The sequence below is a fragment of the Kluyvera genomosp. 1 genome, from assembly GCF_001266615.1.
Taxonomy (GTDB): Bacteria; Pseudomonadota; Gammaproteobacteria; order Enterobacterales; family Enterobacteriaceae; genus Kluyvera; species Kluyvera cryocrescens_A.
On record NZ_LGHZ01000014.1, the window covers coordinates 152,882 to 169,006 of the forward strand.

At 51.6% G+C, this 16,125-nt stretch carries 16 protein-coding genes; 10 read left to right on the plus strand and 6 right to left on the minus strand.

Annotated elements, in window-relative coordinates; translation table 11 throughout:
• Window positions 1-57: 57 nt before the first annotated feature.
• The 7 genes from nikA (at window position 58) to rstA (ending at window position 6,132) form a co-directional block, all read left to right on the plus strand.
• Complete coding sequence (nikA, locus tag KP80_RS09485; RefSeq protein WP_197276150.1) at window positions 58-1,635, plus strand: nickel ABC transporter substrate-binding protein; 1,578 nt, start codon at window positions 58-60, stop codon at window positions 1,633-1,635.
• On the plus strand, window positions 1,635-2,579 hold the full coding sequence (gene nikB, locus KP80_RS09490) for a nickel ABC transporter permease subunit NikB (RefSeq protein WP_052283393.1): 945 nt from the start codon (window positions 1,635-1,637) through the stop codon (window positions 2,577-2,579). The genes nikA and nikB overlap by 1 nt, the downstream gene beginning before the upstream one ends.
• Window positions 2,576-3,409, plus strand: coding sequence for a nickel ABC transporter permease subunit NikC (gene nikC, locus KP80_RS09495; protein WP_052283394.1), 834 nt, complete (start codon window positions 2,576-2,578; stop codon window positions 3,407-3,409). The genes nikB and nikC overlap by 4 nt, the downstream gene beginning before the upstream one ends.
• A complete protein-coding gene (gene nikD, locus KP80_RS09500; RefSeq protein WP_052283395.1) occupies window positions 3,409-4,173 on the plus strand; it encodes a nickel import ATP-binding protein NikD in 765 nt (254 codons plus the stop codon). The genes nikC and nikD overlap by 1 nt, the downstream gene beginning before the upstream one ends.
• Window positions 4,170-4,940, plus strand: a complete 771-nt coding sequence (gene nikE, locus KP80_RS09505; RefSeq protein ID WP_052283396.1) for a nickel import ATP-binding protein NikE — start codon at window positions 4,170-4,172, stop codon at window positions 4,938-4,940. Before nikD ends, nikE begins: the two co-directional genes overlap by 4 nt.
• A 4-nt stretch (window positions 4,941-4,944) precedes the next feature.
• Window positions 4,945-5,346 carry a nickel-responsive transcriptional regulator NikR gene (nikR, locus tag KP80_RS09510; protein ID WP_052283397.1) on the plus strand — a complete coding sequence of 134 codons (402 nt, stop codon included), beginning with the start codon at window positions 4,945-4,947 and terminating at the stop codon, window positions 5,344-5,346.
• 66 nt (window positions 5,347-5,412) lie between these two features.
• Window positions 5,413-6,132 (plus strand): two-component system response regulator RstA, encoded by a 720-nt coding sequence (gene rstA, locus KP80_RS09515; RefSeq protein ID WP_052283398.1) that lies wholly within the window; start codon window positions 5,413-5,415, stop codon window positions 6,130-6,132.
• Window positions 6,133-6,270: 138 nt separating this feature from the next.
• On the opposite strand, the gene KP80_RS09520 is transcribed toward rstA, so the two are convergent.
• On the minus strand, window positions 6,271-6,804 hold the full coding sequence (locus KP80_RS09520) for an isochorismatase family protein (RefSeq protein WP_052283399.1): 534 nt from the start codon (window positions 6,802-6,804) through the stop codon (window positions 6,271-6,273).
• Between the two features lie 261 nt (window positions 6,805-7,065).
• Here KP80_RS09520 and KP80_RS09525 point away from each other — a divergent pair, with 261 nt between their 5' ends.
• On the plus strand, window positions 7,066-8,415 hold the full coding sequence (locus KP80_RS09525) for a cation:dicarboxylate symporter family transporter (RefSeq protein WP_052283428.1): 1,350 nt from the start codon (window positions 7,066-7,068) through the stop codon (window positions 8,413-8,415).
• A 42-nt stretch (window positions 8,416-8,457) separates the two neighbouring features.
• Here KP80_RS09525 and KP80_RS09530 read toward each other — a convergent pair whose 3' ends face one another.
• From KP80_RS09530 to KP80_RS09540, 3 genes are all read right to left on the minus strand, one after another.
• Window positions 8,458-9,093, minus strand: coding sequence for a hypothetical protein (locus KP80_RS09530; RefSeq protein WP_052283400.1), 636 nt, complete (start codon window positions 9,091-9,093; stop codon window positions 8,458-8,460).
• Window positions 9,094-9,288: 195 nt separating this feature from the next.
• Window positions 9,289-11,217: a putative bifunctional diguanylate cyclase/phosphodiesterase gene (locus tag KP80_RS09535; protein WP_052283401.1), complete on the minus strand. Its 1,929-nt coding sequence runs from the start codon at window positions 11,215-11,217 to the stop codon at window positions 9,289-9,291.
• A gap of 17 nt (window positions 11,218-11,234) precedes the next feature.
• Complete coding sequence (locus tag KP80_RS09540) at window positions 11,235-11,729, minus strand: molybdopterin-dependent oxidoreductase (RefSeq protein WP_052283402.1); 495 nt, start codon at window positions 11,727-11,729, stop codon at window positions 11,235-11,237.
• Between the two features lie 822 nt (window positions 11,730-12,551).
• On the opposite strand from KP80_RS09540, the gene KP80_RS09545 reads away from it, so the two are divergent.
• A complete protein-coding gene (locus KP80_RS09545) occupies window positions 12,552-12,944 on the plus strand; it encodes an ACT domain-containing protein (protein ID WP_052283403.1) in 393 nt (130 codons plus the stop codon).
• 87 nt (window positions 12,945-13,031) lie between these two features.
• Here the strand turns inward: KP80_RS09545 and KP80_RS09550 are convergent, their stop codons facing one another.
• Window positions 13,032-13,937, minus strand: a complete 906-nt coding sequence (locus KP80_RS09550) for an SDR family oxidoreductase (protein WP_052283404.1) — start codon at window positions 13,935-13,937, stop codon at window positions 13,032-13,034.
• Between the two features lie 118 nt (window positions 13,938-14,055).
• Between KP80_RS09550 and KP80_RS09555 the strand changes: the two genes are divergently transcribed.
• Window positions 14,056-14,952, plus strand: coding sequence for an AraC family transcriptional regulator (locus KP80_RS09555; RefSeq protein ID WP_052283405.1), 897 nt, complete (start codon window positions 14,056-14,058; stop codon window positions 14,950-14,952).
• A 117-nt stretch (window positions 14,953-15,069) separates the two neighbouring features.
• Here KP80_RS09555 and gap read toward each other — a convergent pair whose 3' ends face one another.
• The gene (gene gap, locus KP80_RS09560) at window positions 15,070-16,080 is read right to left on the minus strand and encodes a type I glyceraldehyde-3-phosphate dehydrogenase (protein ID WP_052283406.1); all 1,011 of its coding nucleotides are present in this window, start codon (window positions 16,078-16,080) and stop codon (window positions 15,070-15,072) included.
• Window positions 16,081-16,125 lie beyond the last annotated feature (45 nt).

A 16,125-nucleotide genomic window follows, 5' to 3' on the forward strand; every position in this document is an offset into this window, starting at 1 on the left:
TGATGAATCCTTACAATCGTCATACTCTTTTAGTTGTATACCTCCATCATTAAGGCCATTGTTTTGTCCAGTCTACGCCGCTCGCTTTTGGCGCTGCTCACCTGCGTCCCTCTCTTTGCCCACGCCTCCGCTCTCAACCAAATTAACATGGCCTGGCCGGTCAACGTCGGCCCGCTCAACCCGCATCTGTATACGCCGAACCAGATGTTTGCCCAAAGTATGGTGTATGAACCGCTGGTAAAATATCAGGCAGATGGTTCAGTGGCACCGTGGCTGGCAACCCGTTGGACACATTCGGAAGACGGCAAAACCTGGATCTTCACCCTGCGCCAGGATGTCACGTTCTCCAACGGCGAAGCCTTTAATGCACGCGCCGCTGCCGAAAATTTCCGGGTGGTGCTCGATAACCGCCAGCGCCACGCCTGGCTGGAATTGGTGAATCAAATTGTCGATGTCAACGCGCTCGACGATTATCGGCTGCAAATCCGCCTGAAAAGCGCCTATTACCCATTCCTGCAAGAACTCGCCCTGCCGCGCCCTTTCCGTTTTATCGCCCCATCGCAGTTTAAAGATAACGAAACACTACACGGGATTAAAACGCCGATCGGCACAGGGCCGTGGGTCCTCACCGAGTCAAAACTTAATCAATACGACGTGCTAGTGCGTAACGATCGTTACTGGGGGGAAAAACCGGCATTGCAGAAGATTACCGTCAAGGTAATCCCGGACCCAACCACCCGCGCCGTCGCATTTGAAACGGGCGATATCGACCTGCTGTACGGCAACGAAGGCTTGCTGCCGCTCGACACCTTCGCCCGCTTTAGCCACATCCCAACCTACCGCACGCAACTCTCTCAGCCGATTGAAACGGTCATGCTGGCGCTGAATTCGGCAAAATCCCCAACCCGAGAACTGTCAGTGCGTGAAGCGTTAAACCACGCGGTGGATAAGAAAGCACTAATCGACAACGTGCTGTACGGCACCCAGCAGGTCGCCGACACCCTGTTTGCGCCATCCGTTCCCTACGCCGACATCGGCCTGAAACCACGCCAGTACGACCCGCAGCTAGCAAAATCCCTGCTGGAAAAAGCAGGCTGGGGCCTGCCAAACGGAAAAGTCATCCGTGAGAAGGACGGACAACCGCTGCGCATCGAACTGGCCTTTATCGGCACCGACGCGCTCAGCAAATCGATGGCCGAAATTATGCAAGCGGATATGCGTAAAGTGGGCGTCGACGTGGTGCTGGTTGGTGAGGAAGAAAGCAGCATTTATGCCCGCCAGCGCGATGGGCGTTTTGGCATGATCTTCAACCGCACCTGGGGCGCGCCGTACGATCCGCACGCGTTTATGAGTTCGATGCGCGTACCGTCACACGCTGATTTCCAGGCGCAGCAAGGGCTTGCCGACAAACCGATTATCGATAAAGAGATTGGCCAAGTGATGGAAACTCGCGATGTGACCCAACGCCAGGCGCTGTACCGCGATATTCTCACGCGCCTACACAATGACGCGGTCTATCTGCCCATCAGCTATATCTCGATGATGGTTGTCGCCAAACCGTCGCTGGGAAAAATCCCCTTCGCGCCGATTGCCTCGGATATCCCGTTCGAACAGATGACCCCGGAGAAACGCTGATGCTGCGCTATGTATTACGGCGCGTGGCGCTGCTGATCCCAATGGTGTTAGCTGCGTCAGTGATTATCTTCCTGCTGCTGCGTTTGGGCACCGGTGACCCGGCACTCGACTATTTACGGCTCTCCAACCTGCCGCCAACGCCGGATATGGTTGCTTCAACGCGCGTCATGCTGGGGCTGAATCAGCCATTGGTCGTGCAGTACGGCAGCTGGTTGTGGAAAGCGCTGCATCTCGATTTTGGTATTTCATTCGCCAGCCAACGTCCGGTGTTGGATGACATGCTGAACTTCCTGCCCGCCACCCTGGAGCTGGCAGGTGCCGCGCTGGTGCTGATACTGCTAACCTCCGTCCCACTGGGCATTTGGGCGGCACGTCATCGCGATCGCCTGCCGGATTTTGTGGTGCGGATTATCGCTTTTCTCGGCGTATCCATGCCCAATTTCTGGCTGGCGTTTCTGTTGGTGATGCTGTTCTCGGTTTATTTGCAATGGTTACCGGCGCTGGGCTACGGCGGCTGGCAGCACTTGATTCTTCCCGCCGTGTCGATTGCCTTTATGTCGCTGGCGATTAATGCTCGCCTGCTGCGGGCCAGCATGCTCGACGTGGCCGGGCAGCGCCACGTCACCTGGGCGAAACTGCGTGGCCTGAGCGACAGGCAAACCGAGCGCCGCCATATTTTACGCAATGCCTCGCTGCCGGTCGTGACCGCGGTCGGCATGCACATTGGCGAGCTGATTGGTGGGACGATGATTATCGAGAATATCTTTGCCTGGCCGGGCGTAGGCCGCTACGCGGTGTCGGCGATTTTTAATCGTGACTACCCGGTTATCCAGTGCTTTACGCTGATGATGGTGATTGTTTTCGTGGTCTGTAATTTAGTGGTCGATCTGCTGAATGCCGCGCTGGATCCCCGTATTCGCCGTCATGAAGGAGCGCATTCATGAAGTTTTTCCTCTCCTCCCGTGGGTCGGTTCGCCTGGCGATGATCATTATCGCCGCACTGGCACTGGTCGCGCTCACCAGCCAGTGGTGGCTGCCCTACGATCCGCAGGCCATTGATCTACCGTCGCGTTTACAGGGTGCCGGTGTTCAGCATTGGCTGGGCACCGATCATCTGGGACGCGATATTTTTTCCCGTCTGCTGGCTGCTACTCGCGTCTCGCTAGGCTCGGTGATGGCTTGTCTGCTGCTGGTGCTGGTACTTGGCATCATAATCGGCGGCAGCGCCGGGCTTATCGGAGGTCGCGTTGATCAGCTCACCATGCGCGTCGCCGACATGTTTATGACCTTCCCGACTTCGATTCTGTCGTTCTTTATGGTCGGTGTATTGGGCACGGGGTTGACCAACGTGATTATTGCCATCGCCCTGTCGCACTGGGCATGGTATGCACGTATGGTGCGCAGCCTGACCATTGCCCTGCGTCAGCGCGAATTTGTGCTTGCTTCACGGCTTTCTGGCGCTGGACATCTGCGGGTGTTTAGCGACCATCTGGCAGGCGCAGTTATACCCTCTCTGCTGGTGCTGGCCACGCTGGATATCGGCCATATGATGCTGCACGTCGCCGGAATGTCCTTCCTCGGCCTTGGCGTTACGGCGCCAACCGCCGAATGGGGGGTGATGATTAACGACGCGCGCCAGTATATCTGGACCCAGCCGTTGCAAATGTTCTGGCCGGGTCTGATGCTGTTTATCTGCGTTATGGCATTTAATCTGCTGGGTGATGCGCTACGCGATCACCTCGATCCTCATCTGGTGACGGAGGCCGCGCACTGATGCCGCAACACATTGAAATACATAATTTTGCCCTCCAGGCTGAGCGCCCGCTGGTACGTGACGTTTCGTTGACCATTCAGCGTGGCCGCGTGCTGGCGCTGGTCGGCGGTAGCGGCAGTGGAAAATCACTCACCTGCGCGGCGGCGCTCGGCATTTTACCCGCTGGCGTACGCCAAACTGCAGGAACGCTTCTCGCCGATGGCCGTCCGGTCTCACCCGCTGATTTGCGTGGCGGCACCATTGCGACCATTATGCAAAATCCGCGCAGCGCATTTAACCCACTGCATACCATGGCGAATCACGCGCGGGAGACTTGCCGCGCGTTGGGTAAACCCGCCGACGACGCTACGCTTTGCGAGGCACTCGCCGCCGTAGGGTTGGCGGATGCCGAACGTGTCATGAGGCTCTATCCATTTGAAATGAGTGGCGGCATGCTGCAGCGCATGATGATCGCCATGGCCATTCTGTGTGATGCGCCGTTTATCGTCGCCGATGAACCGACCACCGACCTCGACGTGGTCGCCCAAGCGCGCATTCTCGATCTGCTGGCCAGGATGATGAAAACCCGTCAACCGGGTCTGCTGCTGGTCACTCACGATATGGGTGTCGTGGCCCGTCTGGCTGACGATGTCGCGGTCATGGATAACGGCGTCATCGTTGAACAAGGTGATGTCGAAACCGTATTTCATGCCCCCCAGCATCACGTCACCCGTCATCTGGTGGCGGCGCATCTCGCCCTCTACGGCCTGGAGTTATCATCATGACGTTACTGGCTGTCGCGACAGCGTCACATCATTATCAAGGAACCACGGCGCTCAATGATGTTTCATTGGCATTGAAAGACGGCGAAACCGTTGCGCTGCTAGGACGTAGCGGCTGCGGAAAAAGTACCTTAGCGCGTCTGCTGGTAGGGCTGGAGCATCCTGCACAGGGAACGGTTTGCTGGCGCGGTGCTCCCCTCAAAACGCTCAACCGCGCGAGAAAAAAGGCGTTTCGTCGGGAAATTCAGATGGTGTTTCAGGACTCCATCAGCGCGGTCAATCCACGCAAAACCGTACGTGATATTTTACGAGAGCCCATGCGTCATCTGCTGTCGCTAAATAAAAGTGAGCAGCTGGCGCGAGCAAGCGCAATGCTGAATGCCGTCGATCTCGACGACAGTGTGCTCGACAAAAGGCCACCCCAGTTGAGTGGCGGTCAGCTCCAGCGAGTGTGTCTCGCGCGCGCGCTGGCGGTGGAGCCAAAGCTGCTGATCCTCGATGAAGCCGTTTCCAATCTGGATTTGGTGTTACAGGCGGGTGTCATCGCCCTGCTTAAAAAACTGCAGCGGCAGTTGGGCACCGCATGCCTGTTTATTACCCACGACTTACGCCTGGTTGAACGGTTTTGCCAGCGGGTGATGGTAATGGATGAGGGACAAATCATTGAGACCCAGATTATCAGCGACACACTGACCCTAACCTCTCCTGCCGGGCGCGAACTACAGCAGGCCGTTCTTCCCGCCTTCCCCCTTCACCGAAATAAGGTCTAAAGCGATGCAACGCGTTACGATAACTCTTGATGATGATTTACTGGTCACGCTCGATAACCTGAGCCAGCGCCGTGGCTACCACAATCGTTCGGAAGCCATCCGCGATATTCTGCGCGATACGCTGGCGCAGGAATCGACCCAGCAGCACGGAACCCAGGGTTTCGCGGTACTCTCCTACGTTTATGAGCATGAGAAACGTGATTTAGCTAGCCGACTGGTCTCCTCTCAGCATCACCAACACGATCTTTCGGTATCAACTCTACACGTGCATATCAATCACGAGGACTGCCTGGAAATTGCCGTGCTCAAAGGCGACATGGGCGACGTACAGCATTTTGCGGATGATGTGATATCTCAACGCGGCGTACGACACGGTCATTTGCAATGTTTGCCTGACCACGAATGATTTGTGCCTGTGATAATTGCGTGTTTTTCGGTATCGTAGCGTTTTCGCCAGCCATGATGTAGAGCAATGAATAAGATCGTTTATGTTGAAGATGATCCCGATGTTGGGGCGCTGATCGCCGCCTACCTCGGCAAGCATGATATGGATGTCGTCGTTGAACCGCGCGGTGATAATGCCGAAGCAACGATTGCCCGTGAAAACCCCGATCTGGTGCTGCTGGATATTATGCTGCCGGGAAAAGATGGCATGACGCTTTGCCGCGACCTGCGCGGACAGTGGCAAGGGCCGATCGTATTGCTCACTTCGCTCGATAGCGACATGAACCATATCTTGTCGCTGGAAATGGGTGCCAACGACTACATTCTCAAAACCACGCCGCCGGCCGTGCTGCTAGCACGTCTGCGTTTGCATCTGCGACAGAACACCACCACCAGCAACAGCATTGCGGCCGCGCAACCAACGCTTACCCCACACAAGGCGCTGCGTTTCGGTACTCTTTCCATTGATCCGGTCAATCGTCAGGTGCTGCTGAGCGGCGATAATATCGCGCTGTCGACCGCTGATTTTGAACTGCTGTGGGAGCTGGCCACGCATGCGGGGCAGATTATGGACCGCGACGCACTTCTGAAAAACCTGCGCGGGGTGAGCTATGACGGGATGGACCGCAGCGTTGACGTTGCCATCTCGCGCTTACGTAAGAAATTGCTCGATAGCGCCACCGAGCCGTATCGTATTAAGACGGTTCGCAATAAAGGCTATCTGTTCGCGCCTCACGCCTGGGAATAATGGAGAGTCTAACAGCAGATTATGCTGGGTGTAAAAATAGAACCCTCGGGAAGTCTGACACCACACGACTTTAAAACAACGTGATTATGCTGCCACCTGACTAACCTTTAGCCAGGTGGCAATATTTTGTATAAAAAATCAAACTGCTATCTCTGCCGACTGTACACCGCGTGCAAATCCAGCTTCCAGCAGCCCCAGCGTTACGTCATAAATCGCTTTTGCATTGAGGCCATCATCCGTCAGCGGAAAACTCAGCACTGCATCGCGAACCACGGTCATCGACAGCCCCAGATCGGAACCCGCGCGAATTGTGGAGTTCACGCAGAATCCCGCCACCGCACCGATAACCGCAACTTCACGGATATTTTCACCTTGCAGCCACGCATAGAGATCGGTTGAACTAAACGCCGAAGAAGTATGCTTCACAAAGACCACTTCTCCCGATTGCTCGCCAAAGCCCTCAACCGGTAAAAAATGCGGTGATGAAGTATGCATCGGCGAACCCGGTTCGAGGGTTTGATGGCGGACGTGGAGCACCGGTTTGCCCGCTTCGCGAAACGTGGCAATGACCGAACGCATGTTGTTGATGCTGTCCGTCGGATAATGCTCCATACCGCTGTCAATTCTATCGGTAACAAAGCCTTGCATATCAATAACCAATAATGCCTGCATAGCACCCTCGCCAGTGTGTCCAAAAAACCAATTTACGCGGATTGCGACAGTGATAACAAGCTGCTGATTTTAATATGTGAATTTGATAAACCGTCGACCAGACGTAAAACAGCACAAAATCGTACTTTATGTATGACAATATGGTGTTTTTATCTTTATAATCCGCCCCGGACTCTAATCCACACTGCATTAGAGGTTAATTTACTCGCAAACCACTCTTTCCGGCATTTCAGGTGCTGAATGGGGCAAGAGGCTTTCATCATGTTGACTACGCTTGCGTATGTTGTGCTTTTTTTGATCTGTTCATGGGGCATTTTTAAAATAGATCAAAAAAGTCATTCACTTTCCCGCTCCGTCTTTATCGCTATTTTCATTGGTGCCCTCATCGGCCTATCGCTGCATTTCATCGCCGCCGACAGCAGTAAAATCGTTATCGACTGGTACAGTATTATCGGTAACGGTTACGTCAATTTATTGAAACTGGTCGCGGTACCGCTGATCTTTATTTCTATTCTTTCTGCGATTAATAAACTCGAGAACAATGCCGGAATTGGCAAAATGTCGCTGACGATTGTCGCGTGCATGTTGATATTGGTGATGGTTGCCGGTTTTGTTGGCCTGTTTACCGCCCATGTTATTGGGCTTGATGCGAGCGCCTTCGGCCACATGCAGTCGACATTGACCGCAGATGACGTCACGAAAACGGCCGCGGTATCCCTACCACAGCTTCTCACTTCGCTAATTCCGACTAATCTGTTCCTGGATTTGACCGGCGCGCGCAGCGTCTCGGTCATTGGTATCGTTATTTTTACGCTGCTGGCCGGTGTAGCACTTCTGAAAGTCAAAAAAGATGCACCGGAAGAAGGAGCAAAATTAAGCGCCGGTATTAATGCGATTCAGATTTGGGTCATGAAGATGGTGCGCATTGTCATCGCGCTGACCCCTTATGGGGTGCTGGCGTTAATAGCGAAAGTCTTCTCAACCTACCAGCTAGAACAATTTACCAGCCTACTGGGCTTTATTGCCGCCTGTTATCTGGCGGTCGCCATGATGTTTATTGTTCATGCGATTTTATTGATCCTCAGCGGTAATAACCCACTGCATTATTATAAAACCGTTTGGCCAGTGTTAACCTTCGCCTTCGTTTCCCGCAGTAGCGCTGCAGCAATACCTTTAGCGATCACCGCGCAGGAAAAATTTGGGGTACCCAGCACTATCGCTAATATTGCGGCATCGTTCGGTTCCAGCATGGGGCAAAACGGCTGTGCTGGGATTTACCCGGCTATTATGGTGGCGATGATCGCGCCGACGATGGGTATCGATCCTCTGTCATTCACCTTCCTCGCTACGCTGCTACCGGCCATTGCGCTAGGTTCTATCGGCGTTGCTGGCGTCGGTGGCGGCGGTACATTTGCGGCACTGATTGTGCTCTCTACTCTGAACTTCCCGGTGGCGCTGGTGGGTATTTTTATCGCTATCGAACCGATTGTCGACATGGCGCGTACGGCGCTGAACGTGAATGGTTCGATGATGTCCGGGGTGATTGCCAGCCGACTACTGAAGCAGGAAAAAGAATCAGCTGAGAGTCAGCCTGATATCACGCTGAATTAAAGATGACCGCCTCAGTGCCCTGAACGCTGAGGCGTTTTTTAATTAGTGACTGTGTTGATAGCGTGCCGGGAACGGCATTTCAGCCTGCTTATCCGCTTTCATGAAATAAAAAGTCACGAGGAATAATCCAACCATAAACGGTAATTCGTAAAGCTCTTCCAGGAGGTCGGTATAATGCAGATCGCGGACAAACAGGGGGGCCAAAAGGCGATGATGCTCGATGGTATCAGCCACTAAAAACGTACAGACCGTCACCGCCATCAGCCACAGCGGCACGGTGTTCTCTCGCATCCTACGCACAATTTCTTTGCGTAACGTCTTAGACAGCAAACTTAACAAAAGCCCGCCGACGAGTATGACCGAAATAACTTTGAAGACGATGTGCGGTGCATCCGGAAAATAGACCCGGCCCCAGCTGGTGCTCCGCCCAAGCAGAACAACCCACCATAACGCGGCCCACATCCAGAACTGTTTTTCACCTTCAGAGCGCGTGAGTGGCTTGATATACCACACGGTAAACACCGCGCCAAACAGCAGCCATAGCGCCTGCATATTTTCAATCTGCGTGACCACCACGCCATCAAGCAGTGGAATATGCCAATCAGCGACTAATGGAAATAGTGCCGATACCACAATCAGACCAATAACAGGGAGCGTAACATGCGTATCGAGTTTCATAACATAATAGCCACATTGAGAATCTGCCTATCATGATAAATTTTCAAGGTGATTAGCCATTAGCATTGCATGCGATCTTCTTAAGGTTATCTTAATGTTCGCATTAAATGTGAAACGGATGTTTCAGCTGGGCAGGTTGGCTGCATTGAGTTTGAAGCGGTCTGCTGACCGCTCCACATTCAGTGAAAAGGCGGTTTAGCCGTTTCTGATTGCCTCATCAATGGAAGGCTGAGGTTTACTAAATAGATACCCTTGAGCAAAATCGCAGCCCAAAGCCTGTAAGCTTTCAAGCTGCTCCTGTGTTTCAACACCTTCAGCAACAACCTTCATGCTGAGTGATTTTGCCATCCCCGTAATCAACCGGATGATATTAAGCGCATCTTCCTGACGGGATATCGAATACACAAAGGACTTGTCGATTTTAATTTTATCGAACGCCAGACGGCTCAGTCGCGAAAGCGAAGAATATCCGGTACCAAAATCATCAATCGCGATTGTCACCCCCAGCGCCCGAAGCTTATTCAGGGTATTCATCGGCGAATTACTTTCGCTAAAGACGGAGGATTCCGTTACTTCCAGTTCAAGACGATCGGCAGGAAGCCCCGTCTCTTTCAGAATCGACATAACGGTTGCGGCAAAGGTTTTACTCCCCAGTTGAACCGGAGAAACATTGACCGAAATTTTAGCCGGAACGACCCAGCAGGCCGCTTCTCTACAGGCCATTTCAAGCACAGACCTCCCCATCTCGTTAATCATCCCTGTTTTTTCAGCAACAGGAATAAAACTATCCGGAGACAGGATGCCCTTTAAAGGATGTATCCAACGAATAAGGGCTTCATAACTGTAAATTTCGCGCGTGAACGAATCAACAATGGGCTGGTAATAAACCACGAACTCTTTATTCACTAATGCCAACGCCATATCATGCTCGAAAGTTCGGCTTTCTTGCAGCTTATCCAGCATGCGCTGACGGAAGACTTTTATCTTGCCAGATCCTTCATTTTTGGCTTCATAAAGGGCCAAATCGGCGAATTTGTACAGATAATCAGACCGGCGTTCCGTTTCAGAATTAACAATACCGACGCAGCTGGTGATATTGATGACGGTGTTATAAATCGTATAGGGTTGGTTAATCGCAGCACATATTTTTTGCGCGCGCGAAACCGCGCTACTCTCGGTTAACCCACTTGAAAGAAAGGCAAACTCATCGCCACCTAAACGATAAAGCGTATCTGACGCCAGGTTCAACGACATCAGGCGCTGAGATATCTGCCGTAATAGCGAATCGCCGACATCATGCCCGTAGGTATCATTCACTTCTTTAAATCGGTCTAAATCAAACAGCATCACCGTGACAGACGTGTTATTTTTTCCAGCCACATCGATGATGTCATTTAAATTCTCCCAGAAGAAATGACGGTTATTCATTTCGGTCAGCGAATCATGGTAGGCATCATATTCCAGTTTTACGTTCTGGATTTGCAGTTTCTCTTTCGACTTTTGCAGTTCTTCGGCGAGGCTCTTGACCTGTAGGTGCGCTTTCAAAATATTTCGATTCTGATAGAAGATGAGCACACCCAGTATCGCACTCAGTATAATCAGCAGTACGGACGTTGCCGAATAAATGAAATACAGTGTTTGGATTTTGACGTTAGCGTCATTAATCGAGGTGATATCTTTGTCTAATACACTGGAAGAAAGACGTCCAAGCGGCGCATCAAGATCATGCATTTTTTTCAGGTACGTCTGAATCTCGGGACGCTTCATTTGCTCAAGGTGCGCATCGAGAAACTTCAATGTTTGCTCAAGTTGTACCGACAAATCATGATGGGCTTTATTACTGGCTATAAAATGCCCTAAATCCCCTTCTTTCGTTAAATCACTCTGGCTGAGCATTATATCAAGGCGCAGGCGCACATCATCAACGGCCATCGTATCATCAATGGTGTAAAGACCAAGCCAGGATTCTAACCGGTAGTATTCTGAAACCAGTTGAGCGGCAGACCATGAATCAGCATAGTGAGTCAGCTTCTGCAACTCTTGCTGCCTTTCGTGCACAAGGAATGAGACATACCCGGTAATGAGAAAAAGTAAAAATATAATGCCAGCCAGTATTCTGTTCATGATGCTCCTGTGAACGCCTACTCAACGCTCATTCTGCTGACCTGCCATGCTGATCTTGAATAAAAAATCTGATTGTTCAACTCGGGCAAGCTGTCATAAGGATAAACGATGAACAGTGGACCCTTATCACGGATGCGCATGTACTCGCCGTTGATTTTTAAAGCAAGGATCACGTTGTATTTATTGAAATCGCTCAGGGGGATAGCGGTAGTGTAGTCGTTGAGAGCCGTGACTTTTAGGGTCGTTCCTTTCGCGCCAACATAATCCATAAGCTTGCGCATCGAAATACCCGTAAAATTGGTGCGGCCATTATACCATGGTGAGGTTGTCTGGAAGCTGACTACACCCAGTTTCTCAAGGCTCGCGATATCGAAAACCGCTTTTCCCTCTGCGTTTGTATTTTCGATATTACCGGTGATCGTTAAAAGTACCTTACCCGTAGGCTTGGGAAGTTCAGCGGCCAGGACCTGCGTAGAGACCAAAAAGCTTAACAGCATGACAATTAATCGCATTCTAACCTCTGCTATCTAACGGATTGAATAAAATTATAATTTAGTTACTTTGCTATTTACATAACCAACCAAACTATTATTTACACACTATTTTAATGAAAAATATTACCCATTAAAATCAACTAGTTACATGAATCGTCAATTCTAATAATACCCCTATAAAATCGTTACTCTTATTTCATGACGGCTAAATTGCATTGTCCTTGTACAAAAATAAGCCATCTATTTCGTCCGCGCCAATAAACACACATAAATAGGGAGGCTTTGTTTGTACGTTCATACCGAATTTCACGCCTACAATTGCCTACTTCAGCGGCAAATCAAGCAGGGTAAGCCTTTACCTAAGACGAAGTGAAGAGGTGCTCGTACATACCAACCCGGTTTTTTAGTGGTCCACATTTATCAAAGCTTCAGCACGATAGCTTTTATTTTTCATTCCGAAGAAAACCTTCGCTGTTATTCTAACGGGCGCCAGAAATGAGGCATAAAACCGGCTAAAAAGCGCAGTAAAGCCGTGCTCTCTACGGTTCAAAAAGCGTCTTATTTTCTAATAGGCATTTTTTAAGGCGCTGGGTATTCGCGGGAGCAGCGCAGAGGCAAAAAGAAGCGCAGGTAAAATTGACTGTTACCTACAGACTATGACGACGGGTTGTATGCGGACTTCGTGCCTTCTCAGCCATTGGTGTGGGTGAGAGGTGAGAGGTGAGCTTATGCCAACCTGGTAATAAGTTTTTCTTATAGTGCATTGAAATGAATAATTTCTATTCATTATGACGATGGTTTTAAATGGATATCTCATGCAACTTCAAATAAGAGTAAACCATGTCCGGCGAGAACAATCTGCAAACGTTACTTCAACACGCCAGCCCAAAACTCAACCCTGGGCACTACGTATTCTGTACCCTATCCACACCGACATCTGAACTCCTGGCGCTGGCAATCGTCACCGTGCGTGAAGCGGAAGGGACCACGCTGGTATTACCGCAAGCCGTTGCCGACCAGTACAGCGTGAGTTATGAATACGTCGCCAGCTGGATCACGCTAGAAATTCACTCCTCACTGAGCGCCGTCGGGCTTACCGCCGCATTCTCACGCGCGCTTTCCGATAAAGGTATTAGTTGTAATGTGGTGGCCGGATATTATCACGATCATATTTTCATCGCCCAGGCGGATACAGCCACCGCTATGACCGTCCTCTCAACCCTGGGCGAATAACATTTCTGACTCAGCTAAACAGACGTTACGGTTTGCATATATGACCGTAACGACTCACTTTGCCGCTGTTTACGCAGTATAACGTCATCATTGCGCAAGATTCAGGCTACCAGCGTTCATTTTTAAAAGATCCTCAATTAAACCTGGGCCTGCGGGTTCCCATCCCAGGCGCTCGCGGGTGAGAGCGCTTGAGGCCGACATATCATGTTCGATAAGCAGACTCATCCAGCCAAAATGATCTGCCGCGTCTTTAGCGGCAATACGCTTCACGGGTACATTCAAGACATATCCGATGACTTCTGCAATCGTGCGTAGCGCAATCCCTTCTTCTGCTACCGCGTGATAACGGCTGTTGGGGGTATTTCTCTCCAATGCACTTAAGTAGACCGCAGCCACATCACTGATATGTACCGCTGACCAACGGTTTTGCCCCTCTTCCACATACCCGGACACGCCCTTTTCACGAGCAAGTTCAATAAGCGGCGTGATTAAACCCTGTTTATGAGTGTTATGAACCTGCGGTAAGCGTACGACCGATACGTTAACCCCACGTTGAGCCACGGCAAGCCCAGCAAGCTCCGTCATTCGTCGAGGGTTCGGGTTGGCAGAATTAAAGAAATCTTCGGTTGCAATGACACGGTTCCCCGTTGCCCCCATTGCGACGCCAGAGGTAATAATCAGGGGTTTATGAGTCCCTTCTAACGCCGTACCGATGGCCTGAATGACGCGTTGATCGTTTTCGCAGTTGGCAACAAAGGTCGAAAAATCATGGTTAAAGGCCGTATGAATCACCCCATCCACGCGGCTTGCCGCTCGCTGCAGACTTTCAGGATCATCTAAATTACCCCAAAACGCCTCAACGCCTGCCGCCGCGAGCTGTTCAGCCCCTTTGCTGTTTCGGGTCAATCCCAGCACCTGATGCCCAGCTACAGTCAGCTCGCGAGCAATGTTTGAACCAATAAACCCGGTCGCACCGGTGAGAAAAATACGCATACGTTTTTACCCCATGTCAGTGAAGGCAAGTAGCCCGATGACAATGACTATAGGAGCCTGTGTTAATACGATCTATGATTGAAAGTCGCTATTAATCGTCCGATCGTCTCGAGGTAGTATGGACCCGCTCTCAGAACTCCTATCGTTACTCAACCCCCAGAGCTACGCGTCGGGCGGGCTCGCCTTGAAACAGAATATGGCGATTGCCTGGCCATATCATGAAGGTATTAAGTGTTATAGCGTGGTATCGGGCCAGTGCTGGCTGTCCGTCGAAGGCGTTGCGGAGACACTGTTGTTGACCGCTGGCGATTGCTATCTCCTGCCCCCTGGCCCGTCCTTTACGCTCGCCACCAGCCTGTCCGTCGAGCCGGTCGATTTCGCTATTGTTCGTGATGCACAAAAACTTGGGAATACAGCCGACGGCGGTGGACCCGACGGATGTTTCGTCGTGGGTGGCCATTTCGTATTAAGCGGCCATCATGCCAGTATGCTGCTGGGAGCACTACCGCCGATTGTGCATATCAAAAAAGAAGCGGATAAAACGGCAATGCGTCGGTCGCTTGAAAACATGACGGAAGAAGTGCTTAACCCGCAGCCCGGTAGCGCACTGATTATTCAGCAGATGGCCTATACCATGTTGATTCAAGCGCTGCGTTTGCATCTGAGCAATGCTAGCAGCGGTCATGTCGGCTGGCTTTTTGCGCTGGCGGATAAGCAACTGAGCCGGGCAATCAGTAGCATGCACACCGCTCCCGGCCAGCGCTGGACGCTGCAAATGCTCGCCGAAAACATCGGTATGTCACGATCAACTTTTGCCCGGCATTTCAAAGATAAAGTGGGCTACGCACCGATGGAGTATCTGACCCGCTGGCGTATGCTACTCGCCTGCGACCGCCTGAAAAACACCAACGATTCAGTGGTGCTGATTGCCAACGCGCTGGGATACGAATCTGAAAGCGCTTTTGGCAAAGCCTTCAAACGCGTAATGGGCTATTCGCCCAGGCAGCATCGTTAGAGGTTATCGCCCAACGAGGCCCTTTCTCCGTGGAGCAGTTCCGAGATCATTAAGGAACGGCAGGATAAAAAAATCCACGCTGAGCGTGGATTTTAAAGAAGGCGTTAAGACAGCAAATTAGCGTTCGCGTCTGGCCATTAATAACGCCAGATCGACGAGGCGATTGGAGAACCCCCACTCGTTGTCGTACCACGCCAGAATTTTGACCATGTTGCCACCAATCACCAGCGTGGACAGACCGTCGATGATGGAAGAACGCGGATCACCCTGGTAATCGCTTGAGACCAGCGGTTCATCGCTATAGCCCAGAATACCCTTCAGTGGACCACTAGCGGCAGCTTCGCGGAATGCGTGATTAACCTCTTCGCCCGTCACGTCTCGCGCCAGCGTGACGGTCAGGTCGACAATCGAAACCACCGGTACCGGGACACGCAGCGAATAACCGGTTAAGCGGCCATCCAGCTCAGGGATAACTTTACCCAGCGCTTTCGCCGCACCGCTGGAATAAGGCACAATCGACAGCGCAGCAGCGCGAGCACCACGGAGATCTTTTTCCGGCTGGTCATGCAACGCCTGGCTGTTGGTATAAGCGTGAGTGGTGTTCATCAGACCATGCTTAATACCAAAATGCTGGTGCAGAACCTGCGCGGCAGGCGCCAGACCGTTGGTGGTACAGCTACCGTTGCTGACCACGAAGTGTTTGTTCGGGTCGTAGAGATTATCATTCACGCCCATGACAATGGTTAAATCATCATTTTTGCCTAGCGCGGAGATAATTACCCGTTTTGCGCCACCGCTGTGAATATGCACTGCCGCCTTTTCACGGTCGGTGAAGAAGCCCGTCGCTTCAATCACAATATCCACTTCCGCCTGACGCCATGGAATATTGGCCGGGTCACGTTCACTGAACACGGTAATGGGTTTACCGTCTACCACCAGTTGCCCCTCACCGGCGCTAACTTCGGCGTCAAGTTTGCCAAGCAGCGAATCGTACTTCAAAAGATGCGCCAGCGTTTTGCTGTCCGTCAGATCGTTGATAGCAACAATCGCAATATCCGGATTTCCCAGCGCTGCACGAAGTACGTTACGTCCGATACGGCCAAAACCGTTAATACCGACCTTTACCATGATCAACTCCTTATCTGTTGTCTCTGCGGGTAATGTAGGCCGGTC

Bases quoted from the DNA above. Each gene is read 5' to 3' on its own strand.
- nikB (WP_052283393.1), top strand. From the start codon at position 1,635: ATGCTGCGCTATGTATTACGGCGCGTGGCGCTGCTGATCCCAATGGTG.
- nikC (WP_052283394.1), top strand. From the start codon at position 2,576: ATGAAGTTTTTCCTCTCCTCCCGTGGGTCGGTTCGCCTGGCGATGATC.
- nikD (WP_052283395.1), top strand. From the start codon at position 3,409: ATGCCGCAACACATTGAAATACATAATTTTGCCCTCCAGGCTGAGCGC.
- nikE (WP_052283396.1), top strand. From the start codon at position 4,170: ATGACGTTACTGGCTGTCGCGACAGCGTCACATCATTATCAAGGAACC.
- nikR (WP_052283397.1), top strand. From the start codon at position 4,945: ATGCAACGCGTTACGATAACTCTTGATGATGATTTACTGGTCACGCTC.
- rstA (WP_052283398.1), top strand. From the start codon at position 5,413: ATGAATAAGATCGTTTATGTTGAAGATGATCCCGATGTTGGGGCGCTG.
- KP80_RS09520 (WP_052283399.1), bottom strand. From the start codon at position 6,804: ATGCAGGCATTATTGGTTATTGATATGCAAGGCTTTGTTACCGATAGA.
- KP80_RS09525 (WP_052283428.1), top strand. From the start codon at position 7,066: ATGTTGACTACGCTTGCGTATGTTGTGCTTTTTTTGATCTGTTCATGG.
- KP80_RS09530 (WP_052283400.1), bottom strand. From the start codon at position 9,093: ATGAAACTCGATACGCATGTTACGCTCCCTGTTATTGGTCTGATTGTG.
- KP80_RS09535 (WP_052283401.1), bottom strand. From the start codon at position 11,217: ATGAACAGAATACTGGCTGGCATTATATTTTTACTTTTTCTCATTACC.
- KP80_RS09540 (WP_052283402.1), bottom strand. From the start codon at position 11,729: ATGCGATTAATTGTCATGCTGTTAAGCTTTTTGGTCTCTACGCAGGTC.
- KP80_RS09545 (WP_052283403.1), top strand. From the start codon at position 12,552: ATGTCCGGCGAGAACAATCTGCAAACGTTACTTCAACACGCCAGCCCA.
- KP80_RS09550 (WP_052283404.1), bottom strand. From the start codon at position 13,937: ATGCGTATTTTTCTCACCGGTGCGACCGGGTTTATTGGTTCAAACATT.
- KP80_RS09555 (WP_052283405.1), top strand. From the start codon at position 14,056: ATGGACCCGCTCTCAGAACTCCTATCGTTACTCAACCCCCAGAGCTAC.
- gap (WP_052283406.1), bottom strand. From the start codon at position 16,080: ATGGTAAAGGTCGGTATTAACGGTTTTGGCCGTATCGGACGTAACGTA.